Below are 24,246 nucleotides of genomic sequence, written 5' to 3'. Positions count from 1 at the left end.
ACTGGGCGAAGGTTAGCCTAATCTGCGTTACCGAACGGTGATGTAGGCCTCGGTCGGACCGGGGGTTAGGAGCAGCTTTCGTGATCGACGACCTGATCGAACTCGCATACTCGCAGCACGCCGTGCGTGAGACGCTGCCCTGCCCCGACGGTTGCGACGAGTACGTCCTCGCTCATACCGACGGCGCGGCGACGGTCCGGCTGTGGGTGCGACCCGACGGCCGCTTCTCGCGGGCGCTCGGCGACGGCGGCGCGCTCAGCCTCGGCCAGGTCATGACCGCGTGCGGGCTGTCCTACGCCGCCCGCCGGGCAGCCACCCCGGCCGCCTGACCTGCCGGCCCACGAACACGAAAGTCCCCGCCCATCGGGGCGGGGACTTTCGTCGTCTCGGGGTCGGCTCACATGGTGGCCGAGGCGCCGCGCCAGGTGACCTGGACGCCGCGCTCCTCGAGCCACGCCGACGGGTCGACCTTCGCGCCGTTCGCGTTCCACACCTCGAAGTGCAGGTGGGGGCCGGTCGACTGGCCGCGGTTGCCGACGGTCGCGATCTGCTGGCCCGCGACCACCTGCTGGCCGACGGCGACCTGGTAGTCGTTGACGTGGCCGTAGATGGTGGTGGAGCCGTCGTCGTGCTTGACGCGCACCCACAGCCCGTATCCGGACGCGGGACCGGCGTCGACGACGACACCGTCGGCGGCGGCGTAGACGGGGGTGCCGATCGGGGCCGCGATGTCGATGCCGCCGTGATGGCTGCCCCAGCGGGGACCGAAGTCGGAGGTGAGCGTGCCGGACACGGGCTTGACCGCACGCGGCGCGCTCAGCGAACCGCTCATCGAGCCGAAACTCGCCTCGGCGCGGGTGGTGAGGTCGTCGACGACCTGCTCGACCTGCGGCATGCCGGCCGGGATCTCGAAGGCCTTGACGGTCTCGATCACCTGCTGCGCGGTCGGCGCCTGCGGCAGCGTGGGCAGCGCCGGGAGGGCGGGCAACTCGACGCCGGCCGGGAGAAGGCCCTCGGGGATCTGGAACTGCTGGGTGCTCGGTCCGGTGTCGGCGGCCGCGGATCCGGCACCGAGCTGCGCTCCGGCGGTGAGGATCGCGCCGGTCGCAGCGGCGACGGTGGCGGCCTTCAGACCTGCCCCGGGACCGGAGGTTGCGTCGCGGTGACGGCCACGCTGGGCGGTCGGGTCGAGCTCGATGAGAAGGGCGTCGGAATCCGTCCGGCGATGGCGTCCCACAGTCAGCTACCTCGTCAATCGTTTCTTCGGCCGCACACTTCGGAGTGCACTCGATCTTGCTGCCGAGCCAAGGTAACAAATCCATATACGTGTTCGCTAGCGTTACCTGATCTTTATTTTCGATTTTCTGACGGTTCGGAGTCGGAGCGCGGATCGATCAGTTTGCCGGCGCCGTTCCGTCCGTCGGTCCCCTACGTCACGAGAGTGGGGACTCTCCTGCGTTCGGCAGGGACTCGACCCGACGGAGTGTGACGCGACGACCGATTCATCGGAGCAGCCCGCCGGCGGCTACACTCCCAATTGCGGAACACTGCGAACCGAGTTCGCCCCGCCCCCGCCCTCGTAGCTCAGGGGATAGAGCACGGCTCTCCTAAAGCCGGTGTCGCAGGTTCGAATCCTGCCGGGGGCACTCCACCAGCGAGCGGTCCCGGCGATCATGAAGGATTTCTCCCGGATACCAAGAGGAATCCTCCACAACGCGGCTGCGCGACCTGATCGAGATCAGCCGACCTCGGCGGCGCCGCTGAAGACCTGGGCGCCATGCGGATTCGTGGTTCGGAGTGCCCTTCTACCGCGGCGCAGCCCTTCTCGTTCTGCGCAAGTCCGACGACCTCGACCCGCGCGGTGAGGTTGTCGCCCGGCCACCTTCGAACCGCCTTGCCTCCGAACCAAAGGACCTTTCGCGCGCCAGTCCGATCAGGTTTCGGTGACCGGCGCCCGCATCTCGGTCACCCGCTCGTCGGGTTTCTCGTGTGGGACCCTGTGCGTTCGGAGTCGAAACCTCCTGCGGTGCCTGTCAACTCGGCCACCCGCAGCCCCGGACCATACACCCCGACACGGTTCGCGACCACCGAGCTCAGCCCGACTCCTCGCGCACGTCGTCGGGCGTCTTGTCGTCGCGCAGACCCCGCCAGCTCGGGTGTCGCAACCTTCCGGCCCCGGTGCGGTCCCGGAACCGCACCTCTCCCACGATCTTCGGGGTCACCCACACGATCTCGCGCCGATCCACGTCGGGCACGTCGCCGACGAAGGGGCTGGTCTTTCGCTCGAGCGGGGCGAGCAGCGCACTCAGCCGGTCGAGTTCCGACTCGCTGAACCCGGTGCCGACCCGTCCGATGTAGCGCAGGCCGCCGTCGCCGGGGATCCCCAGCAGCAGCGAGCCGAGGCTGCCACCGCGTCCACCGCGTCCGCGACGCCACCCGCCGATGACGGCCTCCTGCGTGAGCCAGTTCTTGGTCTTGATCCACGCCGATCCGCGTTTCCCTGGCAGGTAGACCGAGTCCCGCCGCTTCGCCACGACGCCCTCGAGGTCGCCGCTCTGCTCGACGACCTCGGGAACCGAGCCCGTCAACTGCGGCGGAACGACGAGTCCGTCGACCGCGGCGGCCAGCGCGTCGAGAACGCGTCGGCGGTCGTCGTAGCGCTTGCGCAGCAGCGAGACCCCGTCGAGATACACGATGTCGAACGCCCAGAACCGCGGCTCGCCTCCGGCCTGCAGCGCGGTGAAACTCGTCCGCCCCGCGCCGTCGAGGCTGACGACCTCCCCGTCCAGCACCACCCGGTGCCCGTCCATGGTCCTGGCCAGCGACTGCAGTGCCGGATACCGGTCGGTCACGTTGTTGCCGGCACGGCCTCGCAGGGTGAGGGTAGCTCCGTCGAACTCGACGATCAGCCGGATGCCGTCCCATTTCCCCTCGAACGCCCACTCGTCGGGGTTCAGGCCGTCGAGGGTGCCCGCCGTCGCGAGCATCGGCCGCAGCCCCCGCGGGAAGTTCCGGTCGTCTCCGTCCTCCCGCATCAGGTGCATCAACCACTGGTCGCCCTCGGTGCGGATGAGCGCGAACCGGCCCTGGACCCGCTCCCCGAACAGTCGCACGATCACCTCGTCGTCGAGCCACTTGACCGGCTCGTACGTCCCGGCGTCCCAAATGCTCACGCTCCCGCCGCCGTACTCCCCCTTCGGGATCGAGCCCGAGAAGCTCGCGTACTCGAGGGGATGGTCCTCGGTGTGCACGGCCAGGCGGTTCTCCTTCGGCGACGTCGGGATGCCGCGCGGCACCGCCCACGAGACCATGACGCCGTCCCGCTCGAGCCGGAAGTCGTAGTGCAGTCGGCGGGCGTGATGTTCCTGGATGACGAACGAATTGCCCTCACCGCCTTCGGCTTCCGTCTGCGGGATCGGTTCGGGGGTACGGGCGGGGTCGCGCTTACGGCGGTATTCGGACAGGGCGTCCCACGGCGCGTCGAGGTCGGCGAGCAGGTCCCCGTCCCGTCGGTACCGCTGGAGCACCTCGTCGAACCGCAGGTGCCGCAGGTCCGGATCCTCGAGTTCCTCCCAGCGTCGCGGCGCGGCGACAGTCGGATGGGCGCGCCCACGCATCGAGTACGGAGCGATCGTGGTCTTGGCGGCGTTGTTCTGGCTCCAGTCGAGGAACACCCGCCCGCCCCGCACCGACTTCGACATCGTCGCGGTCACCAGGTCGGGATGCATCTGCTCCAGGCTCGTCGCCACCTTCTTCGCGACGGTCGACGCCCCGCCCGGAGCCAGCGTCCGGTCCAGGGGCACGTAGACGTGAATGCCCTTGCTGCCGCTCGTCACCGGGTACGCCGTCCACCCCAGCGTCGCCACCAGGTCCCGCACCGCGAACGCCACCCGCGCACACTCGGGCAGGCCCACCCCCTCGCCGGGGTCGAGGTCGAACACCAGCCGAGTCGCCGGCCCCGGTTCGCCCTCGACGAACCGCCATTGCGGGACATGCACTTCCAGCGCCGCCTGCTGACCGATCCACACGAGCGCCGCCGTGGAGTCGACGATCGGGTAGCGCACGGTCCGGTCCTTGTGGTGGACGGCGTGCCGGGTGAGCCACTGCGGCGCCGATGTGGCGAGGTTCTTCTCGAAGAACGACGGCTCGTCCACCCCGTTCGGCCAGCGCTTGCGGGTGGCCGGGCGGTCGACGACGTGCGGGAGCATCGCGGGCGCGATCGCGGTGTAGTAGTCGATCACCTCGCCCTTGGTCGTGCCCGTGGCGGGGTACAGCACCTTGTCGAGCCTGCTCACAGCCACACGACGGCCGTCGATGGTGCGTGTCGGCACGCGGGCACCTCCCTCGAGTTCCGCTGCTGTACGCACATTGTGCGCCGCCGACGGCCCGCGTGCCGGTGCCGACGCGGGAAGAGCGCCGCCCGAGGCGGCGCCCTTCCCGCGCGCTGGGTACTACTCCGGCGCCTCGGCCAGGAAACGGGCGAGGGACCGCGCGACGCAGACCGGCTTGCTCGCACCCTCGCACTCGACGGTGATGTCGAGGCCCACCTGCACACCTCCGGGGATCTCGTCGACGGACGCGATCCGGCCGTGCCCGCGCACGCGCGCACCGGCCGGCACCGGGGCCGGGAACCGCACCCTGTCGAGCCCGTAGTTCACGGCCGCGGCCACGTGCTCGACTCGGACGAGGTCCTCGATGAACCGCGACAGCAACGACAGCGTGAGATACCCGTGGGCGATCGGCCCGCCGAACGGGCCGTCGGCCGCGCGCACCGGATCGGTGTGGATCCACTGCCGGTCCTCCGTGCACTCGGCGAACGTGTCGATCCGATCCTGTGTGACGGTGATCCAGTCACTGGCCCCCAGGTCGGTACCGGCCGCGGACCGCAACTCGTCGACCGACGCGAAGACGGCCATCACACACCTCCGGACAGGGTCAGGCCGCCGTCGACCACGAGCGTCTGCCCGGTGATCCAGGCGGCGTCGTCCGACGCGAGGAAGGCCACCGCCGCGGCGATGTCCTCGGGCTCGCCGAGACGCCCGAGCGGGTAGTCGGCGGTCACTCGCTCCTCCCGTCCCTCGAACAGCGGTCCGGCGAACCGCGTCCGCACCACGGCCGGTGCGACCGCGTTGATCCGGATCGCCGGGCTGTTCTCCTTCGCCAGCTGCGCGGTCAGCCCGATCACCGCCGACTTGCTCACCCCGTACACACCGATGTCCGCGGCCGGACGCAGACCCGCCACCGACGCGATGTTGACGACGGCACCGGATCGGCTGCCGGCCTGCTCCCGGAACTGACGGGTCCAGCCGATCACGCCGAGAACGTTGACCCCCAGGATCTTTCGCGCCGCGTCCAGATCAGCGTCGAGCACCGGACCGACCACCGGGTTGATGCCGGTGTTGTTGACCAGCACATCCACCCGCCCGAAGGCCGCGGCGGCACGCTCGAACGTCTCGAGCTGGTGTGCCGTGTCGTCGGCGTGCCCGGCCACGGCGATCGCCTTCGACGGCCCGCCGAGTTCGGTGACGGCCCGGTCCAGCGCCTCCTGCTTGCGCGCGGTGATGACGACCCGGCCGCCCTCGTCGATCAGACGCCGGGCGACGGCGAGGCCGATCCCCCGGCTCGCCCCGGTGACGACCGCGACGCGGTCCGCGAAGCGGGCCGTCATATCGAGATACCGCCGTCGACCGGCAGCACCGTGCCGGTGATGTATCCGGCGTTCGCGGACGCCAGGAACGCGACCGCGGCGGCCATCTCGCGCGGGTCCGCGAAGCGCCCCATCGGCACCTGCGCGACCAGTTCGGCCTTCTTGTCGTCCGGGATCGACGCGATCATGCGGGTCTCGGCGTTGGGCGAGATCGCGTTGACGGTGACGCCGAAGCGCGCCAGTTCCTTCGCGGCGGTCTTCGTGAACCCGATGATGCCCGCCTTGGCCATCGAGTAGTTCGCCTGGCCCGGGTTGCCGCGCAGCCCGGTGTAGGAGGTGACGTTGACGACGCGGCCGTACCCGCGCTCACGGAAGTGCGGCACGCAGGCACGGGTGAATCGGAACGTCCCGCCGGCGTGCACGGCCATGACCTGCTCGTAGTCGTCGTCGGTGAGCTTCCACAGCACCCGGTCGCGCAGGATGCCCGCGTTGTTGACCAGGACGTCGATGCGACCGGTCTCGGCGATCGCCTGGTCGACCACGGCCTGCACCGAGGCGCTGTCGCTCACATCGGCCACCGCGGAACGGCACCCGACATCGGCGACGGCCTCCGCCAGTGCGGCGGCGTCGAAGTCCACCAGGTACACGGTGGCGCCGGCCTCGTGGAAGAACCGTCCCAGCTCGAGCCCGATCCCCCGGCCACCACCGGTCACGATGACCGTCTGCCCGGCGAAGTCGAACGAGATGTTCGACGCGTTCTGCTCGTGTGTCGCAACCGTTTCCGTCATCAGCTCAGCCTCTCGAAGATGATCGCCATACCCTGTCCACCACCGATGCACATGGTCTCCAGGCCGAAGTGCAGATCCCGCTCCTGCAGCGAGTGCAGCAGCGTCGTCGTGATGCGCGCGCCGGTCGCACCGAACGGATGTCCGAGGGCGATGCCGCCGCCGTTGACGTTGAGCTTGTCGATGTCGATGCCGAGGTCCCGGTACGACGGGATCACCTGCGCCGCGAACGCCTCGTTGATCTCGGCCAGATCGATGTCGGCGATCGACAGGCCCGCCTTCGCGAGCGCACGACGCGACGCCTCGACCGGGCCGAGGCCCATGATCTCGGGCGACAGGCCGCTCACCGCGGTCGACACCACGCGGGCGAGCGGCGTCAGGCCGAGTTCGGCGGCCTTGCGGTCGCTCATCACGACGAGCGCGGCCGCACCGTCGTTGAGGGGGCACGCGTTGCCGGCGGTGACGGTGCCGTTCTCGCGGAACACCGTCCGGAGACCGGACAGCTTCTCGACCGTGGTGCCGGCGCGGGGGCCGTCGTCGGTGCGTACGACGGTGCCGTCGGCCAGCGTGACCGGGGTGATCTCCCGGTCGAAGAACCCGTCGGCGATGGCCTTCTCCGCCAACTGCTGCGAGCGGGCGGCGAACTCGTCCTGCTCCGCGCGGCTGATGCCGCGGTACGTGGCGACGTTCTCCGCCGTCTGGCCCATCGTGATGTAGACGTCCGGCAGCGCACCCGTCTCGCGGGGGTCGCTCCAGGTCTCGTTCGTCTCGGCGAGGCGGGCGGTACGCTCCTGCGCCTGCGCGAAGAGCGGATTCTGCAGGTTCACGTCACCGGCGCCCACCCCGTTCTGCTGCGGGTAGCGAGACACGCACTCGACACCGGCCGAGACGAACACGTCGCCGTCGCCCGCCTTGATGGCGTTGAACGCCATCCGCGTGGTCTGCACGCTCGACGCACAGGCCCGGTTCACCGTCACCGCGGGGACGGCGTCCAGTCCCAGCTGGACCGCGACGCGCCGGGCGACGTTCTCGCTCTGCTCACCCGTGTGTTCCCACGCACCGAGGTACAGGTCGTCGATCGTGTTCGGGTCGAGGGCAGGAACCTTGTCCAGCGCAGCCCGAACCATCTGTGCCACAAGATCGTCCGGACGGATACCCGCCAGCGATCCCTTGCCGGCCCGCCCGATGGGCGAGCGCGCGGTTGCAACAATGACAGCTTCGGTCATGATGTGCGTTCCTTTCCACCGGCTGACGCCGGGTCGGATCACAGCGCGAGATCGCGCCCGATGATTTCCTTCATGATTTCGTTGGAACCGGCCCAGATCTTCGTGACGCGGGCATCCATCCAGGCACGGGCGACGCGGTATTCGCGCATGTACCCGTAGCCGCCGTGCAGCTGCACGCAGTGATCGAGCACCTCGTTCTGCACCTGCGCCGACCACCACTTGGCCTTGGCCGCGTCCACCGCGCTCAGACCGGCCCCGGCGTGCTCGGCGACGGCGGCGTCGACGTACGCCTCCGCCACCTCGATCTTGGTGACCAGCTCGGCGAGCAGGAACTTGTTGTGCTGGAACGACCCGATCGAATTGCCGAACGCCTTGCGCTCCTTGGCGTACTCGATCGTCTCGAGCAGGATCTGCTTGGCGTGCGCGATGTTGGCAACCGCCGCACCGATCCGCTCCTGAGGGAGGCGCTCCATCATCGCCACGAATCCCATGCCGGGCTCGCCGAGCAGCGCGTCGGCGGGCAGTCGCACGTCGTCGAAGAACAGCTCGGCGGTGTCGGACTCCGGCTGGCCGACCTTGTCGAGCTTGCGGCCTCGCTCGAAACCGGGCAACGACGCGTCGACGAGGAAGAGGCTGATGCCCTTCGAACGCTTCTCCGGGTCGGTGCGCGCAGCCACGACCACGACGTCGGCCGTGTAGCCGTTCGTGATGAAGGTCTTGGCGCCGTTGAGGATCCAGTCGGAGCCGTCCCGGACAGCAGTGGACTTGAGGTTCGCCAGGTCCGAGCCGCCGGACGGCTCGGTCATGCCGATCGCGGCGACCGCCTCACCGGCGGCCATGCGGGGCAACCACTGCTGCTTCTGGTTCTCGGAGGCGAGGTCGACGACGTACGGCGTCGTGATGTCGAAGTGGATACCGAACGCGGAGACCAAGGCCGCGTTCACCGCAGCGAGTTCCTCGGTCGCAACTGCGTTGAACCGGTAGTCCCCGGCCTCGCCGCCGCCGTACACCTCGGGGATCTCGAGTCCGAGGATCCCCTGCTTGCCGGCCTCGTGCCACACCTCGCGCGGGATCAGCCGATTCTCGGCGTGTTCCTCGACGTTCGGAACCACGTCACGTGCCAGGAAATCGCGGACCGACGCGCGGAACTGCTCGTGATCGTCGGTGAAAACTGCTCTCTTCACTTCAACACCCTTTCCGACTCAACCTCGTCCGGCTAAGCGTTCGCTTAGTGTGCGGGTACGGTGTGAGAATGTCAACGCGAGCGCGTCGACATCGGGTCGACGGATGCGGCGAAGGGTCGGAGCACATGTCATCGCGAACAGGGGCGCGAAACGGGGCGACGGAAACGGATCGCCCGACGGGAGAAGCGGAGCAACGCCTACTGGACGCGGCACGCGACGCGTTCGCCGCGAAGGGCTATCACGGCACGAGCACCCGGGAGATCGCCGCGGGGGCCGGCATGAGCCCGGCCGCGATGTACATCCACTTCCGGTCCAAGCAGGAGGTGCTGGCCCGGCTCAGCCTCACCGGACACGTCTCGGCGCTCAGCGCGATCCGCGCAGGCGCCGAGACCGCCGGATCACCCACGAAACGCCTGCGTGCAACGGTTTATGCCTTCGCGCACTGGCACGCCGAGAACCACACGGCGGGGCGGGTGGTGCAGTACGAACTGGCGGCCCTGGACGAAGACAATCACGCCCAGGTCGTCCAGCTGCGCCACGACATCGTGGCCACGGTGCGGGACATCATCTCCGAGGGGACGCGGGCCGGCGAGTTCGCCGTGGCCGACATCGACGCCACGACGTTGGCCGTCCTGTCGCTCTGCATCGACACGGTTCGCTGGTACCCGTCCCGGGAACTGCACACCCCCGAGGCGGTCGGGACGTCGTTCGCCGCCCTGGCCGAGCGAATGGTCAAGGCGACCGATTGACGGGATGACCTCCCTCGTGTCCTGAGCGATCGCTCAGGGCATGAGCGATCGCTCAGGAGAGCGCTGCGGAGTACGCACCGTCCGCGTGGGCGGTCAGGCGCCAACCGCCGTCGACGCGGGTCAATTCGACGTCGGCGAGGTTCGCGGTCTCGAGTCGCGGCTGCTCGGCGCCCGGGTACCACGCCTCGACGCGCCCGGTCCCAGTCCCGGTGAAGCCCTTCGCCGTCACCTCGGTGAGGGCCCCCGGCACCGCCCGCGGGTAGGCGCGGGCGAGTTGCTCCGCGAATCCGTCGACGCGCCCCTGCTCTTCACCCGACGGGCAGTCGATGCGATTGAGGTTGCCCTGCGGCTCGGCGGTGGTGCCGCCGTTCACCGCGTGCGGGTCGCCGCACGCCTGGGTCCACGACCACCACGTACCCCCGATCCGGTGGGTGTTCATCGCATCGACGAACCGGCCGACGTCCCCGGCCTGCTCGTCCGGCTCACCGAACCAGCCCCACTCGCCGGTCCACAGCGGTGCGCCGTACCAGTCCGCCGCCTGCGCGGCGATCCGGAACCCGTCCTCGATCGACGGGATTTCATTGCTGACGTTGATGGACTGACTGTAGAGGTGCGGCGAGAACACGACGAGCGGATCGGCGAGATAGTGCCGCGGCGGCAGCGCATCGAATCCGAATGCCGACCAGAGCGCGCTGGGCTCGAAGATCACCAGGTGCTGGAAGCCACCCGTCTCGGCCTGCCGGATGGCCGTGATCGCGCGCTGATAGAAGCGCCCGATCTGGTCGGCCGCGGTGAACGGGTCACGCAGACCGGGATTCGGTTCGTTGAGCAGGTCGTAGCCCACCACCGCGGGTTCGTTCTTGAACTCTGCGGCCAGCCGCGCCCACGTCTGCACCAGGTGGCCCTGCACGCCCTGTTCGTCGTCGTAGAACGCCTGGAACGCCCGGGCCACCGCGGGCGATGCCTCCCGCTGACCGCCGATGTTGCACGTCGTCCACCCGTCGGTGATCGTCGCCCACTGGGGAGCCCCGTCCCACCCGATGCCTCGCTGCAGGAGCGGCGGGCAGTCCTGGCCATCCGGAGTTCCCACGTACGGCCCCCACGCGTCCTGGTGCATGTCGAGGACGGTGTAGATGCCGTTGTCCTTCGCGTCCCGAACAGCCTGGCGGATCCGGTCGACGTACGCGGCGTCGAAAGCACCCGGGGTCGGTTCGAGTGCCGACCACGCGACGTTCAGCCGCACCACGTTGAAGCCGAGCGTCGCCATGCTTTCGAAGTCCGTCCGGTCCAGCGGCGCAACCGTCGGTAGTCCGGTCCCGTTGGACGCGTAGTCGTTGAGCCCATTGACGTTGGCGCCGCGCAGCAGCACCGTCCGTCCGTCGACATCCTTGATGGTGCCGTCGACCACGGTCAGCTGCGGCAGCGTCCAGCCTTCCTCGGCCGGGGCTGCCTCGGCCGCGGGAACGGCGGCCTGCAGGGTCAGTACCGTCAGGGCAGTCAACAGCAGCGCGCGCAAGGGGTGCCTTCCTGTACAAGCGTCCAACTTCCGCGCGAGCCTAGCTCGAATTCGCCCGCTTCATGGTGCGATTCGCTACTTTGGATCGCAGCGAAACCGTCGGCTCTCGACCCGGCGCCCGGACTCGCGGCGCCATTGATCGCGCCCTGCGGCGCGAAGGAGGACCCGTGGACGGAACTCGGACCCGCTCGCTGGGAACGCCATGACCACCGCCGAGACCTGGTACATCCACGACGCCACCGCCGTGGTGACCGAACTGGGCACCGACACACGGACCGGGCTGACGAGCGACGAGGCCACGGTCCGCCAGGCCCGCTACGGCCCCAATGTGATCGCGTCCGCGCCCGGCCCGTCCGCGTGGGCCATCGCACTGCGGCAGTTGCGGGATCCGATGAACCTCATGCTCGTGGCCGTCGTCGTCGTCAGCCTGGTCATCTCGGAGATACCGACGGCGATCGTGGTCGCAGTACTGGTCGTGCTCAACGTCGTGCTCGGCACGCGACAGGAATTGAAGGCCCGCGCCAGTGTCGATGCCCTCGCGAAGATGCAGACCCCGCAGGCCCGGGTGTTGCGGGACGGCGCGGTCGTCGCACTCGACGCGACCGACCTCGTGCCCGGCGACATCGTCGCACTCGAGGCCGGCGACATCGTCCCGGCGGACGGCCGATTGATCGCGTCGACGACCCTGGAAACCCAGGAAGCGGCGCTGACCGGAGAGAGCACGCCGATCGCGAAGGACGCCGGAACACTGGACACCGCCGACGCTCCGCTCGGCGACCGCAGCAACATGGTCTTCCAGAACACCTCGGTCACGCGCGGCACCGCCACGGTCGTGGTCACAGAGACCGGCATGCACACCGAGATGGGGCGGATCGCCACGATGCTGTCGGCCGTCGCACCGAGCAAGTCGCCCCTCCAGCGCGAACTGGACTCGCTCACCAAGGTGCTCGGCGTCATCGCGTGGACCGCGGTGGCGATCATCGTGGTGATCGGCGTGATTCGCGGACAGGACGTCACGACGCTCCTGTTGCTGGGCATCTCGATGGGAGTGTCCGCGATCCCGACCGGCCTACCGACCTTCGTCCAGGCGATGCTCGCCTACGGGGCGCGGCAACTGGCCGAGGCGAAGGCCGTCGTCAAGAACCTCACCGACGTCGAGACGCTCGGGGCGACCAGCGCGATCAATTCCGACAAGACCGGCACCCTCACGATGAACCAGATGACGGTGCGGTCACTCTACTTCCGCGGCCGGTGGTTCACCGTCGACGGCGTGGGGTACGGCAAGACCGGGGCGATCACCCACGTTGCGGGCGAACCGGTCCCGGACTTCACCCTGCTCGCGTACGGACTCTGCCTCGACAGCGACGCCGTTGTGTCCGACAGCGGCGAGGTCGTCGGTGACCCGACCGAGGCGGCTCTGGTGGTGCTCGCGGCCAAGATGGGCGTCGACGCACCGCTCACCCGGCGGACGTATCCCCGCGTGGCCGAGGTGCCGTTCGACTCCGCGTACAAATTCATGGCGACGTTCCATCACCTCCCGGTCGACGGAACCACCACCTTCCTGGAAGTGGTCAAGGGTGGGCCCGACGTCGTTCTGGACCGGTGCGCGACGGCGTTCCGCCCGGACGGAAGCCGGGTGCCGATCGACGAGGTGCGCGACGAGCTGGTGGCCGCCAACCGCGACATGTCGGAGAAGGGCTTGCGCGTACTGGCGTTCGCCGCACGGCCACTCGACAGCGGAGAAGAGGACGCCGTGGGACGCGACCCCATGTCGTTCGTCGAGAACCTGACGTTCGTCGGGATGGTCGGCATCATCGACCCCCTCCGACCGGAGGCCGTGGAATCCGTCCGCATCGCCCACGAGGCCGGGATCGAGGTCCGCATGATCACCGGCGACCACGCGATCACTGCCTCGGCGATCGGCGCCGAACTGGGACTCGGGCCAGGTGCGATCGGCGGCGCCGAACTCCAGGCGATGACCGACACGGAACTGGGCGCGGCGCTCCCCCACCTGCACGTGTTCGGTCGCGTCACCCCACAGGACAAGCTCCGGCTGGCCGACGTCATGCAGCGCGGCGGCGCGATCGTGGCGATGACGGGGGACGCCGTCAACGACGCCGCGGCGCTGAAGAAGGCCGACATCGGTGTCGCCATGGGATCCGGTAGCGAGGTCACCAAGCAGGCCGGGCGGATGATCCTCACCGACGACAACTTCGGAACCCTGATCACGGCAATCCAGTTGGGTCGCAGCATCTACGAGAAGATCGTGTCGTACATCCGCTACCAGATGGCGAAGCTGTTCTCCCTGGTACTGCTGTTCCTCGTCGCGAGTGTCTTCGACATCAACGACGGGGTGGCACTCACACCGTTGATGGTGTTGTTCCAGCACTTCTTCATCACGCTGTTCCCGGTGGCCGTCATCATGGTCGACCCGGCGCCACCGAATCTGATGGGCAAGCCTCCGCGTGACCCGAAGGTGCCGATCGCCAATCCCAGGTCCATCGGGCAATGGCTGGCCTACGGCGTGCTCCAGTTCGCGGTCGCACTCGCAGCAATGCTCACCGCCCCTGGGGACCTGAGCACCACCGCACCGAACGTGCCGATGACGATGACGTTCGTGGTGCTGTCGTTCGCTTCGATCCTCGGCGGTCTGGTGATGCGGCGCGATCCGGAATCCGGGCTCGCACCGCCGGTTCTCAGTGCCATCCGGATCCTGTCGATCGCCGCCGTCATCACCGTGTTCGCGGTCGAGGCCGGCGTGCTCCAGGACCTGCTCATGACCACATCGCTGACCGGAGGGCAGTGGCTCGCGTGCATCGGCTGGTCGCTGATCGTTCCGGTCGTCATCGAGGCGGAGAAAGCGCTACGACGCCGACGCCGGTCCGGGGTCCCGATACCCCGTCCCGCCGCCGACGTCGTCGTACCCGATCGCGCCCGGACCTAGTTGCGTCTCAGGCGAGTTCGCGCTTGAGGATCTTTCCGGTGGCCGTCATCGGCAGCTGCTCGACGATCCGGACCTCGCGCGGGTACTTGTAGCTCGCCATCCGCTCCTTCGACCACGAGACCAACTCGTCGCCGGAGACGTCGGAGCCGGGCTCGGGAATGACGTACGCCCGCACTTCCTCGCCGTGGCTCTCGTGCGGAACGCCGATCACCGCGGCCAGCGAGACCGCCTCGTGCGTCATGAGGACCTCTTCGATCTCGCGCGGGTAGACGTTGAACCCGCCCCGCACGATCATGTCCTTCGCCCGGTCGACGATGTAGTAGAAGCCGTCGGCGTCCCGGCGCGCGAGATCGCCCGTGCGGAACCACCCGCCCCGCACCACTTCGGCGGTGGCCTCGGGACGGCCGTAGTAGCCCTTCATCACGTTGTGGCCGCGGATCGCGATCTCGCCCACCATGTCCGCGCCATCGACGGTGTTCCAGTTCTGGTCGACGAGGCGGACCTCCACGCCCCACAGCGGAACGCCGATCGAACCGGCGCGGGGATCCTGCTCGGGATCGCTGAACAGCGCGACCGGCGACGTCTCGGACAGCCCGTAGCCCTCGAGGATCTGCACCCCGAAGCGCTTCGCGAAGCGCTCCAGGATCTCGACGGGCAGGGCAGCGCCGCCCGAGATGGCCTTGCGGAGATTCGCGGCGATCCGGCTGACATCGACGGAGTCGTCGACCGCCCCGAGCAGACCCCAGTACATCGTCGGCACGCCCGCGAACATCGTGATCGACTCGCGCTCCATGATCTCCAGCGCCGCGGCGGCCTCGAAGCGCGGCAGCAGCACCAGTGTCGCGCCCATCGAGAACCCGGCGTTCATGTTGATCGTCTGCCCGAACGAATGGAACAGCGGCAGCGTCAGCAGATGGGTGTCCGGCCGGCTTGGTGTGCTGTCGAACAGTCGGTTGGCGGCGAGCGCGTTCATCACCATGTTCGACTGGCTGAGCTCGGCGCCCTTCGGCTGGCCGGTGGTGCCACTCGTGTACAGGATGACGGCCGTATCCGTCGCCTCACGCACGACGGACTCGAAGGTGGCGGGCTGGGCGGGGAGCACCGCCGAAAGCGCTTCGATCCCTTCGCCGTACTCGCTGTCCGCACCGATCACGAACATCGACCGGCACGACGACACCTCGCGGAAGCCGTCCCGCCCGTACTCACCGATCGGCAGGTCCGGTCCACCCTCGAAGCAGAAGTACGCCTTGGCGCCGCAGTCCTGCAGGTGGTACGCGATCTCGCGCCCCTTCAGCAGAATGTTCAGCGGAACGACCACGGCACCCGCCTTGAGGATCCCGTAGTAGACGATCGGGAACCACGGCAGGTTGGGGCACGAGACCGCGACCCGGTCACCGGGCTCGATCCCGGACGCGACGAGGAGGTTGGCGATCTGGTTCGCGAGACCGTCGGTCTCCGCGTAGGTGAACCGGTCGTCTCCCAGCACCAGCGCGTCGCGGCTCGGGTACTTACGGGCCGAGTCTTCCAGGAACATGGACAGATTGAGCATCGGGGCGTCTCTCTCGGGCAGCGGTCGTGAAGGTCAGTGGCTCGGCGCGGCCGCGGCGCCGATCGTGGTGAACAGCTCGTCGAGGAGCTCGGTGGCGCGGGGCCATTCGCCGTAGCCGGAGGCCGGGTTGAGGTGTCCGACCTCGCCGAGGTCGACGAGGCGGCTGCCCCAGTCGCGGGCAAGATCGACGACGACGGCGAAGTCGGCCAGCGGGTCGTTGGTGCTCGCGGCGACGATACTCGGGAACGGCAACGGGCTGCGCGGGACCGGGTTCCACCCGTTCGCGTCCAGGTCCGGACGCGTCGGGTAGCCGGCGGGCAGCGGCGTGGAGAAGTCCGGCGGGGTGGCCAGGATCGCGCCCGCGACCGGGCGGTCGTGGCGGGCGGCCCAGTGCACCGTGATCATCACGCCGGCGCTGTGCGCGACGAGGACGACCGGGCCGTCGATGTCGGCCAGGACGGCGTCGAGCGCGGCCACACGGGCGTCGAGGCTGAGCTTGTCGTGCTCGAGCGGCGGGACGATGCGGACCTTGTCCAGGCCGGCGGCCAACAGGGTCTGCCAGTGGTCCTCGACGTGGTCACGCAGTCCGGGAACGATCACGACGGTCGGGGAAGCGGCGCTGCTCAAGGCATTTCCTCCAAAAGATCTCGAGACGGTCGGACGGAGCGGGGACACCTGTAGGTATCCCCGCTCCGCCGAAGGGTGCTGTCGCAGACGGGTGACAGCGGGTCAGGCGTGCTGGGTGAAGCCGACCTGGCCGGGGCGACGGTTCGGGGCGTACCCGAGCTGGGCGAGGGTCTCGTCGGCATCCTTGTAGGTGGTGCCGATCTTGTAGATGTCGCGGGCCTCCTTCGCCGTGGCGACCTCACGGCCGAGCTCCTTGGCGACCCGGACCAGCTGACGGACCTGCTCGGCCGAGGTGATCTTCACCTCGCCGCTCGGCGCCCACAGGTTGTCCTCGTTACCGCAACGCGGGTGCAGACCCATCGCGATCGCCATCGTGTTGACCGGCAACACGCTGCGCATCAGCGTCTCGAGGGTCAGGCAGGCACCGTCCGGAACCCGGTTGATGAACTGCATCATGTTGTACGGGTTCGGGCCGTCGAAGCCACCACCGATCGCCACCCACGTCAGGTTCAGCGGACCGGTGTACACACCCCGACGGATCAACCGCTCCACCGTCTCGAGCTGCGGAATGCTCGACAGCTGGAAGTGCGGCTGAATCCCGGCGGCCTGCAACCGGCGCAGGTGCTCCTCGACCCACTCCGGGCCGGCCGGCACCGTCATCTCACGGTAGGTGTGCGCGAGCTCGGCGTTCTCCAGCGACGTGCCCTTGATGTCGCCCGGCGTCATCAGCTCCATGATGTTCATCTGGCTGGTGTTGATCGCGATCGTGACCTGGTCCGGCTTCGGATCCAGCTCGGCGAGCATGTGACGCACGTTGTCCGGCAACCACTTCGCGTCCGCGCCGTCACCTTCCGGCGCGAACGAGATCGACCCGCCGACCTGCAGGATCATCTCCGGCACCGCCTCACGCAGCCGGCCGAGGAGCTCGTTGAACTTCGACAGCCGCTTGGAGCCCTTGCCGTCCTCCTCACGGACGTGGATGTGCAGCACCGTCGCGCCCGCCTCGAAGCAGTCCACCGCCTGCTGGACGTGCTCGTCCATCGTCAGCGGCAGATCCTCCGGGAAGTCCTCCACCGCCCACTCCGGGCCGTACGGCGCGACGGTGATGACCAGCTTGTCCTGGTTCTCAGGGTAGAGTGCATCGTCGTGGAAATGCATTGTGTAGCTCCGTTTCTGGATAGCAGTGAAATGTGGAAGAGCAGCGGAATTCAGAAGGGGCGGTCGCCGACGATGCCGGCGCGCTCCATCTTTCGAACCGCGGGCCAGTAGTCCTGGACCGCGTAGTGCTGGGTCGACCGGTTGTCCCAGATCGCGACGCTGTTCTTCGTCCAGCGCCAGCGCACCTGGTATTCCGGGATCGTTGCCTGGGTCTGCAGGTACCGCAGCAGCTCACCGGCGCCCGGGGCGTAGTCGATGCCGCACCGGACGTTCTCCTCGGTGTGGTAGTTCGTGAGGTGCGTCGTGAAGCTGTTGACGAACAGGATCTTCTCGCCGGTCTCGGGGTGCGTGCGGACCACCGGGTGCTCTGCGTCCGGGAACCGCTCCTTGAGTTCGAGACGCTTCTCGATCGGCAGGCGCGCACCGAAGGACGCCTCGATGCTGTGGCGGGCACGCAGACCCTGGATCTGCTCCTTGACGCGCTCGGGCAGCCGCTCGTATGCCAGCGCCATGTTCACCCAGATGGTGTCGCCGCCGACGGCCGGGCCCTCGACGCAGCGGAGCACGCACCCCATCGGAGGGTTCACCCGCCACGTCGCGTCGGTGTGGTACGCGTTCTCGAACGCCTCGCGCGGGCTGTCGAGATCCTTGTAGATCCGGACAAGACCGGGATGCTCGGGATCACTGCCGACCACCGGATGGTCCTCGAGCGAGCCGAAACGCTCCGCCAACGCGACGTGCTCGGCCCGGCTCATGCCCTGATCACGGAAGAACAGCACCTTGTGCTTCAGCAGCAGCGACTTCAGCTCGGCGAAGAGGTCGTCGTCACGCGATACGTCCGCGAGATCGACACCGTGAAGTTCGGCACCGATGCTGCAGGTGAGGGGACGGGCATCCATCGGCGAGACGGTCGTCCGGCGGACGGGAGCAATTTCGACAGTGGTCATGACGCTCTCCTGTACAAACTGGGAAAGTAGTGAAGCCGCAGCCTCGTCACTCGTTGCGTCGGCACCGAACGACGTTGCGCAGATGGATGATTCGGATCAGAACGAGAACACCGACGAGCCGATGCTGATACCCGACTCCAGGTCCCGGTGAGCCTTCTCGGCTTCCTCGAGCGCGTAGTGCTGGTTGATCTCGATCTTGATGCGGCCGGCGGCGACGTGGCCGAACAACTCGCCGGCGAGCTCGGCACGCTCGGCCGGATCGGCGATGTAGTCGGCGAGCGCCGGACGGGTCACGAACAGCGAACCCTTGACCGCGAGTTCCATGGCGTTGATCGGCGGAATCGGGCCGGACGCCGTCCCGAACGCCACGAGCAGGCCCCGGCGCGCCAACGAGTCGATCGACGACTGGAAGGTCGACTCACCGATGCTGTCGTACACGACCGGCACACCCACCCCGTCGGTGAGCTCACGGACCCGCTCCGCGACGTTCTCACGCTTGTAGACGATCACCTCTCCGCAACCGTGAGCGCGGGCGACCTCGGCCTTCTCGTCCGTCGATACGGTGCCGATGACGTTGACTCCCAGCAGCTTTGCCCACTGGCAGAAGATCAGGCCGACACCGCCGGCGGCAGCGTGCAGCAGCACCGTGTCACCCGCCTTCAGCGAGGGGTAGATCCGGCGCAGCAGGTAGGACGTGGTGAGTCCGCGCATCGTCATCGCGGCCGCGGTCTCGAACTCGATGCCCTCGGGCAGCGCGATCAGGTGCTCGGCGGGCATGATGCGCTCGGTGCTGTACGCGCCGAGCGGGCTGCCGGTGTAGGTGACCCGGTCACCTTCCTTGAAACCCTCCACCCCGGGGCCGACCGCCTCGACGACACCCGCAGCCTCGACGCCCATACCCGCAGGCAGCGGGGCCGGGTACATGCCGGTACGGAAGTAGGTGTCGGCGAAGTTCAACCCGACGGCCTCGTGACGGATCCGCACCTCGCCCGGGCCGGGCTCACCGACCTCCACGGACTCCCACTTCAGGACCTCCGGGCCACCGGTCTCGTAGAAGCGAATCGCCTTTGCCATAGCTCTCTCTCCTTGATCATGATTCGGCCCCGGGCAGGCCGCCCCATATGCGCGGTTGCCGGAACATTCCGGGCAGCAACCTCTTTCGCATCCGAGCCTCGTCGAGCCGGCGTCTGCACGCTCGCCCCGACCTGGTTCGGCACGTGAATCGCCGGGACGATTCCCGTGTGACTCAGCTGACACGACACTATCGGCCTGTGGCGCACCACACATACCCTCAAGGGACATATTTCTGTCCATTTCGGGACAACGGTGTGACCCACGAGATATGTCCGCCCCCACACCCCGGTTTCGATGTGCCCGGGCACACACTTACCCTTGCGGGACAGCACCACCAGCCCGAGGAGGGTGATACGAGTGGCCAAGCCCCTCGCGCGATACGCCTCGCTGACCGGATACATCGAGGTCAGCCGCATGCTGGCAATCGATCCGGTACAGCTACTGAGGACCGTCGGACTCGACCCTTCGAGCCTGGACCTCCAGGATCGATGGATCCCCGCCGCGTCCGTGGCGCGCCTGCTCGAACTCTCGTCGGCCGTATCCGGACGCCCCGACTTCGCCCTCAAGCTCGCCGAACACCGCCGACTGTCCACGCTCGGCCCACTCAGCGTCAGCATCCGCGAGGAACCGAACGCCCGCAGTGCCTTCCAGATGCTGATCCGGTACCAGCACATGTACAACGAGGCCCTGCACATCCGTATGACCGAGCGAGACGGACTGTCCGCGATCCAGGTCAGCTTCGAACCCGGCGAACCGATGCCCGTTCGCCAGTCGATCGAACTCGCAGTGACCGTGGTCTACCAGCTGCTCCGCAACCTGCTCGGCGACCGGTGGCACCCCGTGTCCGTCTGCTTCGAGCACGGCCGACCAGCCGACGACTCGACGCATCGCCGGATGTTCGGCGCACCTCTCACCTTCGACAACGACTTCAGCGGGATCGTCACCTACACAAACGATCTGAACGAACCGAACCGTCTGTCCGATCCGGGATTGCGCTCGTATGCCAAGCAGTTCCTCGACACGATCACGACGCCCGAGGAGCCCACGCTCGAGGGACGCGTCCGCGAACTGGTCGAGCTGCTTCTGCCCACCGGGCGGTGCTCCATCGACCAGGTGGCCCGCAGTCTCGGCGTCGACCGTCGCACCGTCCATCGCCACCTCGCGAAATCGGGCCAGACGTTCACCTCCGTGCTCGACACCACCCGGACAGAGCTGGCCAACCGGATGGTCGGTGGCAGCCGCTATTCGTTCACCGAGATCTCCGAGATGCTCGCGTTCTCGACACCGAGCAGCTTCTCCCGCTGGTTCAGCCAGCAGTTCGGCGTCAGCCCACGCGAGTGGCGCAAACAGGCGGCATCCGGCGTCTTCACGGGTGCCTACGGGGCACGAGTGTCCCAAAATGCACAGAATGACGTCCCGGAGGGGTAACTATCGTGAACGGAGTCCATATAACGTGATGTGCGCCACGTTCTCCTGCGCGCAGTAGCACGCACCACATCCGTATCCGACGTCCGTTGAAATGAGCGCTGCCATGACCACGAGCCCCGAGCCGACTCCCACCCCCACGATCGACAGCATGCAGCGCGCCGGTAACTGGAATCCGCTGTGGGACACCCTTTTCGAGTGGGATCCGGAATGGACCGAGCAGTTCATGGCGATGAACGCGACACCGATTCGGCGCGGAGTGTTTCCGCCCGAGTTCGTCGAGTTGCTCAGCATCGCGATCGACGCCGCCGCCACCCACATGTACGCACCCGGCGTCCGACGGCACATCCGCGCCGCCCTCGAGCTCGGCGTCACGCGTGAGCAGATCCTCACGGTGCTTCAGATGGTCAGCGTCCTCGGGATCCACGCCTGCAACCTCGGCGTCCCGATCCTCGAGGAAGAGCTGACCGCCTTCGAGGCCCGCACCTAAATCACCCCCATCGCGACATCGATCCCCTCCCCTCGATCGCCGCGCTCTCCACCAGCCCATCCGCCTCCAGGAGCCACCATGGGACTGTCCCCCACGCCGACCGAAGACCTGGTCGGAACCATCGAGCTCGACCACACCGAGCAGGCCGCCGCCCCGATCGCCGGCCGCCCTCGGCGCCGGATCTATCCGTGGATCGTCGCCGCTCTCGCCTTCGCACTGCTGCTGTCGGACTACATGTCCCGACAGGTGCTCAGCGCGGTCTTCCCGATGCTCAAGGCCGATTGGGCGCTGTCCGATTCGCAGCTCGCCTCGCTGACGAGTGTGGTCGCCCTGATGGTCGGCTTGCTGACCTTCCCCCTGTCGCTGCTCGCCGACCGGTGGGGCCGGGTCCGAAGCCTGGTCATCATGGCTGTGGTGTGGAGCATCGCGACTCTGGGCTGCGCGATCGCGTCCAATTACGAGCAGATGCTGGCGGCGCGGTTCTTCGTGGGCGTCGGCGAGGCCGCGTACGGCAGCGTCGGCATCGCGGTGGTCCTGAGCGTGTTCTCCTCGCGAATGCACTCGTCGTTGAGCGGCCTGTTCATGGCCGGTGGATCCTTCGGCTCCGTTGTCGGTGTCTCGCTCGGCGGCGTCATCGCCGTGAACCTCGGCTGGCGGTGGTCGTTCATCGCGATGGCTGTGCTCGGACTCATCCTCGTCGCAATCTTCTGGGTCGTCGTCACCGAGGCCCGGCTCGCAAAGTACGCCGTGCACGACGAACCCGTCGCCCCGTCCGACCGCTCCGCCGCGTCCGCCCCGGTGATCCGCGTCCGCGTGTCCACCCTGTTCACGAACCCTGCGGTGTGGTGCGCTTACCTCGCCGGCGGCTTCCAGATGTTCACCGCGGCCGTCCTGCTGTCGTGGATGCCCAGCTTCTTCAACCGGTACTACGGCATGGCGCTCGACAAGGCGGCCGGGGCCGCCGCGATCATCGTCCTGTTGGTCGGCACGGGAATGGTCGTGTGCGGCATCGTCACCGACCGCGTGAGCCGTACCAACCCGGCGCGCAAGTGGTTGACCGCCGTCGTGTTCTGCACGATCTCGCTCGTCGCCCTCGGTGTCGCATTCCGTATGGGCACCGGCGCTCCTCAGTTGATCCTGCTCGGAATCGGTGCATTCTTCTCGGCGGGCTGCTCGGGCCCGACGGCCGCCATGGTCGCCAGCCTCACCCACGAGTCGGTCCGCTCGTCGGCACTGGGTACACTCACCATCGCCAACAATGTTCTCGGATTGGCGTTGGGCCCCTTCGTCATCGGCATCCTCGCCGATCGACTGGGACTTCTCGAGTCCCTCCAGCTCGCGCCGCTCTTCTACGTCGCTGCCATCGTCGCGCTGCTCGTCGGCAAGCGCGTCTACCCGGCGGGAATGCGCAAACTCGCGTCGCAGAGCACCGCGTCCGCCTGACCCAGCGACGGCCGAGACAGTCGGAGACGGAAAGGTACTCATGAGCAAGATCTACGCATCGGCGGCCGACGCTGTCGCCGACATCCCCTCCGGGGCGTCCCTGGCCGTCGGCGGATTCGGACTGTGCGGTATCCCCGACGTTCTGATTGCCGCGCTCGCCGCCGGCACGGCAACCGACTTCGAGGTCTTCTCGAACAACTGCGGCACCGACGGCCACGGCCTGGGAATCCTGCTCGAGGACAGGCGCATTCGCCGGGTCACGGCGTCGTACGTCGGGGAGAACAAGGAGTTCGCGCGCCAGTACCTGTCGGGTGAACTCGAGGTGGAGTTGACGCCGCAGGGCACGCTCGCAGAAAAGATGCGCGCGGGTGGGGCCGGAATCCCGGCGTTCTTCACGCCCTCCGGGGTCGGCACGCCCATCTCCGAGGGTGGCCTGCCGTGGCGCTACGCCGCGGACGGTTCGGTGGCGCTCGCGTCGCCGCCGAAGGAGATTCGGGAGTTCGGCGGACGCGAATACGTCCTCGAGGAGTCGATCAACGCCGACTTCTCGCTGGTGCACGCCATGGTGGCCGACACCGAAGGCAACCTCGTGTTCAACAAGGCCGCGATGAACTTCAACCCGCTCGCCGCCATGGCCGGTCGGGTGTGCGTCGCCCAAGTCGAGGTAATCGTCGAGGCCGGCGAACTCGACCCCGAGCAGGTGCATCTGCCGGGCATCTTCGTCGACCGCATCGTGCACATCGGACAGCAGGACAAGAAGATCGAGAAGCGGACCGTTTCGGCCGCAAAGGAGGGCACCCGATGACCGCGGTGGTCGAGACCGTCGGCTGGACGCGCGAGCAGATGGCCGCGCGGGCCGCCCAGGAACTCGTGTCCGGCGAGTACGTCAATCTCGGAATCGGTCTGCCGACCCTGATTCCGAACCACCTGCCCGAGGGCGTCGAGGTCACGCTGCACAGCGAGAACGGGATCCTCGGTACGGGCCCCTACCCGACCGAAGCCGAGGTGGACCCGGACCTGATCAACGCCGGCAAGGAGACGGTGACGGTCAACGCCGGTGCGTCGTTCTTCGACTCTGCCACCAGTTTCGGGATGATCCGCGGCGGCCACATCGACACCGCGGTGCTCGGCGGCATGCAGGTCTCCGCCACCGGGGACCTGGCCAACTGGATGGTGCCGGGCAAGATGGTCAAGGGCATGGGCGGCGCCATGGACCTGGTGCACGGAGCGCGCCGGGTCATCGTGCTCATGGAGCACACCGACAAGTCGGGTGCCTCGAAGATCGTCGAACGCTGCACGCTGCCGCTCACCGGGCGCGCCGTGGTCCACCGGATCATCACCGACCTTGCGGTGATCGATGTGACGGATACCGGTCTGGCCCTGCGTGAGTGCGCTCCCGGCGTGACCGAGGAGCAGGTTCGGGCCGCAACCGACGCGCCCCTGAACTGACGAAGACGCGAAACGGGGGTGGGTGGCCGACCG

General features: G+C 68.0%; 21 protein-coding genes and 1 tRNA gene. 9 read left to right on the top strand and 13 right to left on the bottom strand.

From position 1 onward, the window contains the following. Positions 1-80: 80 nt before the first annotated feature. Positions 81-329, top strand: a complete 249-nt coding sequence (locus ABTV10_RS05715; RefSeq protein ID WP_499033134.1) for a hypothetical protein — start codon at positions 81-83, stop codon at positions 327-329. Between the two features lie 68 nt (positions 330-397). On the opposite strand, the gene ABTV10_RS05710 is transcribed toward ABTV10_RS05715, so the two are convergent. Further along, positions 398-1,237: a M23 family metallopeptidase gene (locus ABTV10_RS05710; protein ID WP_499033132.1), complete on the bottom strand. Its 840-nt coding sequence runs from the start codon at positions 1,235-1,237 to the stop codon at positions 398-400. 336 nt (positions 1,238-1,573) lie between these two features. Here ABTV10_RS05710 and ABTV10_RS05705 point away from each other — a divergent pair. Next, positions 1,574-1,646, top strand: a tRNA-Arg gene (locus tag ABTV10_RS05705). Positions 1,647-2,093: 447 nt separating this feature from the next. Here the strand turns inward: ABTV10_RS05705 and ABTV10_RS05700 are convergent. From ABTV10_RS05700 to ABTV10_RS05675, 6 genes are all read right to left on the bottom strand, one after another. Further along, complete coding sequence (locus ABTV10_RS05700) at positions 2,094-4,331, bottom strand: ATP-dependent DNA ligase (protein WP_499033131.1); 2,238 nt, start codon at positions 4,329-4,331, stop codon at positions 2,094-2,096. A gap of 120 nt (positions 4,332-4,451) precedes the next feature. After that, entirely contained in the window at positions 4,452-4,916 is a 465-nt protein-coding gene (locus ABTV10_RS05695; protein WP_499033129.1) for a MaoC family dehydratase, read from the bottom strand. Then, entirely contained in the window at positions 4,916-5,668 is a 753-nt protein-coding gene (locus ABTV10_RS05690) for an SDR family oxidoreductase (RefSeq protein WP_499033128.1), read from the bottom strand. The genes ABTV10_RS05695 and ABTV10_RS05690 overlap by 1 nt, the downstream gene beginning before the upstream one ends. Beyond that, complete coding sequence (locus tag ABTV10_RS05685) at positions 5,665-6,435, bottom strand: SDR family oxidoreductase (protein ID WP_499033127.1); 771 nt, start codon at positions 6,433-6,435, stop codon at positions 5,665-5,667. Before ABTV10_RS05685 ends, ABTV10_RS05690 begins: the two co-directional genes overlap by 4 nt. Continuing rightward, positions 6,435-7,658 (bottom strand): acetyl-CoA C-acetyltransferase, encoded by a 1,224-nt coding sequence (locus tag ABTV10_RS05680; protein WP_499033125.1) that lies wholly within the window; start codon positions 7,656-7,658, stop codon positions 6,435-6,437. The genes ABTV10_RS05685 and ABTV10_RS05680 overlap by 1 nt, the downstream gene beginning before the upstream one ends. A 38-nt stretch (positions 7,659-7,696) precedes the next feature. After that, positions 7,697-8,842, bottom strand: a complete 1,146-nt coding sequence (locus tag ABTV10_RS05675) for an acyl-CoA dehydrogenase family protein (protein ID WP_499033124.1) — start codon at positions 8,840-8,842, stop codon at positions 7,697-7,699. Between the two features lie 125 nt (positions 8,843-8,967). Here ABTV10_RS05675 and ABTV10_RS05670 point away from each other — a divergent pair, with 125 nt between their 5' ends. Then, positions 8,968-9,591, top strand: a complete 624-nt coding sequence (locus ABTV10_RS05670; protein ID WP_499033123.1) for a TetR/AcrR family transcriptional regulator — start codon at positions 8,968-8,970, stop codon at positions 9,589-9,591. Positions 9,592-9,643: 52 nt separating this feature from the next. Here ABTV10_RS05670 and ABTV10_RS05665 read toward each other — a convergent pair whose 3' ends face one another. Then, positions 9,644-11,107: a glycoside hydrolase family 5 protein gene (locus tag ABTV10_RS05665; protein ID WP_499033121.1), complete on the bottom strand. Its 1,464-nt coding sequence runs from the start codon at positions 11,105-11,107 to the stop codon at positions 9,644-9,646. A gap of 202 nt (positions 11,108-11,309) precedes the next feature. Between ABTV10_RS05665 and ABTV10_RS05660 the strand changes: the two genes are divergently transcribed. After that, positions 11,310-14,051, top strand: coding sequence for a cation-translocating P-type ATPase (locus tag ABTV10_RS05660; RefSeq protein ID WP_499033120.1), 2,742 nt, complete (start codon positions 11,310-11,312; stop codon positions 14,049-14,051). 7 nt (positions 14,052-14,058) lie between these two features. On the opposite strand, the gene ABTV10_RS05655 is transcribed toward ABTV10_RS05660, so the two are convergent. The 5 genes from ABTV10_RS05655 to ABTV10_RS05635 all read right to left on the bottom strand — a co-directional run bounded on the left by ABTV10_RS05655 (position 14,059) and on the right by ABTV10_RS05635 (position 19,406). Beyond that, positions 14,059-15,600 carry a long-chain-fatty-acid--CoA ligase gene (locus tag ABTV10_RS05655; protein ID WP_499033119.1) on the bottom strand — a complete coding sequence of 514 codons (1,542 nt, stop codon included), beginning with the start codon at positions 15,598-15,600 and terminating at the stop codon, positions 14,059-14,061. Between the two features lie 33 nt (positions 15,601-15,633). Further along, the gene (locus tag ABTV10_RS05650; RefSeq protein WP_499033118.1) at positions 15,634-16,227 is read right to left on the bottom strand and encodes an RBBP9/YdeN family alpha/beta hydrolase; all 594 of its coding nucleotides are present in this window, start codon (positions 16,225-16,227) and stop codon (positions 15,634-15,636) included. Positions 16,228-16,329: 102 nt separating this feature from the next. Beyond that, positions 16,330-17,385, bottom strand: coding sequence for a beta-keto acid cleavage family enzyme (locus tag ABTV10_RS05645; RefSeq protein ID WP_499033117.1), 1,056 nt, complete (start codon positions 17,383-17,385; stop codon positions 16,330-16,332). A 50-nt stretch (positions 17,386-17,435) separates the two neighbouring features. After that, positions 17,436-18,284: a TauD/TfdA dioxygenase family protein gene (locus ABTV10_RS05640; protein WP_499035140.1), complete on the bottom strand. Its 849-nt coding sequence runs from the start codon at positions 18,282-18,284 to the stop codon at positions 17,436-17,438. Positions 18,285-18,428: 144 nt separating this feature from the next. Continuing rightward, the gene (locus ABTV10_RS05635) at positions 18,429-19,406 is read right to left on the bottom strand and encodes a quinone oxidoreductase family protein (protein ID WP_499033116.1); all 978 of its coding nucleotides are present in this window, start codon (positions 19,404-19,406) and stop codon (positions 18,429-18,431) included. Positions 19,407-19,763: 357 nt separating this feature from the next. Here ABTV10_RS05635 and ABTV10_RS05630 point away from each other — a divergent pair, with 357 nt between their 5' ends. The 5 genes from ABTV10_RS05630 to ABTV10_RS05610 all read left to right on the top strand — a co-directional run bounded on the left by ABTV10_RS05630 (position 19,764) and on the right by ABTV10_RS05610 (position 24,213). After that, a complete protein-coding gene (locus ABTV10_RS05630) occupies positions 19,764-20,834 on the top strand; it encodes an AraC family transcriptional regulator (RefSeq protein WP_499033114.1) in 1,071 nt (356 codons plus the stop codon). Positions 20,835-20,937: 103 nt separating this feature from the next. Then, positions 20,938-21,321 (top strand): carboxymuconolactone decarboxylase family protein, encoded by a 384-nt coding sequence (locus ABTV10_RS05625; protein WP_433610561.1) that lies wholly within the window; start codon positions 20,938-20,940, stop codon positions 21,319-21,321. A 78-nt stretch (positions 21,322-21,399) separates the two neighbouring features. Then, positions 21,400-22,764, top strand: coding sequence for an MFS transporter (locus ABTV10_RS05620; protein ID WP_499033112.1), 1,365 nt, complete (start codon positions 21,400-21,402; stop codon positions 22,762-22,764). A gap of 40 nt (positions 22,765-22,804) precedes the next feature. After that, the gene (locus ABTV10_RS05615) at positions 22,805-23,569 is read left to right on the top strand and encodes a CoA transferase subunit A (protein ID WP_499033111.1); all 765 of its coding nucleotides are present in this window, start codon (positions 22,805-22,807) and stop codon (positions 23,567-23,569) included. After that, positions 23,566-24,213, top strand: a complete 648-nt coding sequence (locus ABTV10_RS05610; protein ID WP_499033109.1) for a CoA transferase subunit B — start codon at positions 23,566-23,568, stop codon at positions 24,211-24,213. The genes ABTV10_RS05615 and ABTV10_RS05610 overlap by 4 nt, the downstream gene beginning before the upstream one ends. Positions 24,214-24,246: the final 33 nt, after the last annotated feature.

The sequence above is a fragment of the Paraburkholderia sp. RHO2 genome (assembly GCF_050955445.1).
Taxonomy (GTDB): Bacteria; Actinomycetota; Actinomycetes; order Mycobacteriales; family Mycobacteriaceae; genus Prescottella; species Prescottella agglutinans_A.
Note: the sequence above shows the minus strand (reverse complement) of the source record. Positions and strands in the feature narration are given on the sequence as shown.

Excerpts from the sequence above, each read along its gene's own strand:
- ABTV10_RS05695 (WP_499033129.1), bottom strand. The coding sequence starts at position 4,916 with ATGGCCGTCTTCGCGTCGGTCGACGAGTTGCGGTCCGCGGCCGGTACC.
- ABTV10_RS05690 (WP_499033128.1), bottom strand. The coding sequence starts at position 5,668 with ATGACGGCCCGCTTCGCGGACCGCGTCGCGGTCGTCACCGGGGCGAGC.
- ABTV10_RS05685 (WP_499033127.1), bottom strand. The coding sequence starts at position 6,435 with ATGACGGAAACGGTTGCGACACACGAGCAGAACGCGTCGAACATCTCG.
- ABTV10_RS05680 (WP_499033125.1), bottom strand. The coding sequence starts at position 7,658 with ATGACCGAAGCTGTCATTGTTGCAACCGCGCGCTCGCCCATCGGGCGG.
- ABTV10_RS05670 (WP_499033123.1), top strand. The coding sequence starts at position 8,968 with ATGTCATCGCGAACAGGGGCGCGAAACGGGGCGACGGAAACGGATCGC.
- ABTV10_RS05660 (WP_499033120.1), top strand. The coding sequence starts at position 11,310 with ATGACCACCGCCGAGACCTGGTACATCCACGACGCCACCGCCGTGGTG.
- ABTV10_RS05655 (WP_499033119.1), bottom strand. The coding sequence starts at position 15,600 with ATGCTCAATCTGTCCATGTTCCTGGAAGACTCGGCCCGTAAGTACCCG.
- ABTV10_RS05645 (WP_499033117.1), bottom strand. The coding sequence starts at position 17,385 with ATGCATTTCCACGACGATGCACTCTACCCTGAGAACCAGGACAAGCTG.
- ABTV10_RS05640 (WP_499035140.1), bottom strand. The coding sequence starts at position 18,284 with ATGGATGCCCGTCCCCTCACCTGCAGCATCGGTGCCGAACTTCACGGT.
- ABTV10_RS05635 (WP_499033116.1), bottom strand. The coding sequence starts at position 19,406 with ATGGCAAAGGCGATTCGCTTCTACGAGACCGGTGGCCCGGAGGTCCTG.
- ABTV10_RS05625 (WP_433610561.1), top strand. The coding sequence starts at position 20,938 with ATGACCACGAGCCCCGAGCCGACTCCCACCCCCACGATCGACAGCATG.
- ABTV10_RS05620 (WP_499033112.1), top strand. The coding sequence starts at position 21,400 with ATGGGACTGTCCCCCACGCCGACCGAAGACCTGGTCGGAACCATCGAG.
- ABTV10_RS05615 (WP_499033111.1), top strand. The coding sequence starts at position 22,805 with ATGAGCAAGATCTACGCATCGGCGGCCGACGCTGTCGCCGACATCCCC.
- ABTV10_RS05610 (WP_499033109.1), top strand. The coding sequence starts at position 23,566 with ATGACCGCGGTGGTCGAGACCGTCGGCTGGACGCGCGAGCAGATGGCC.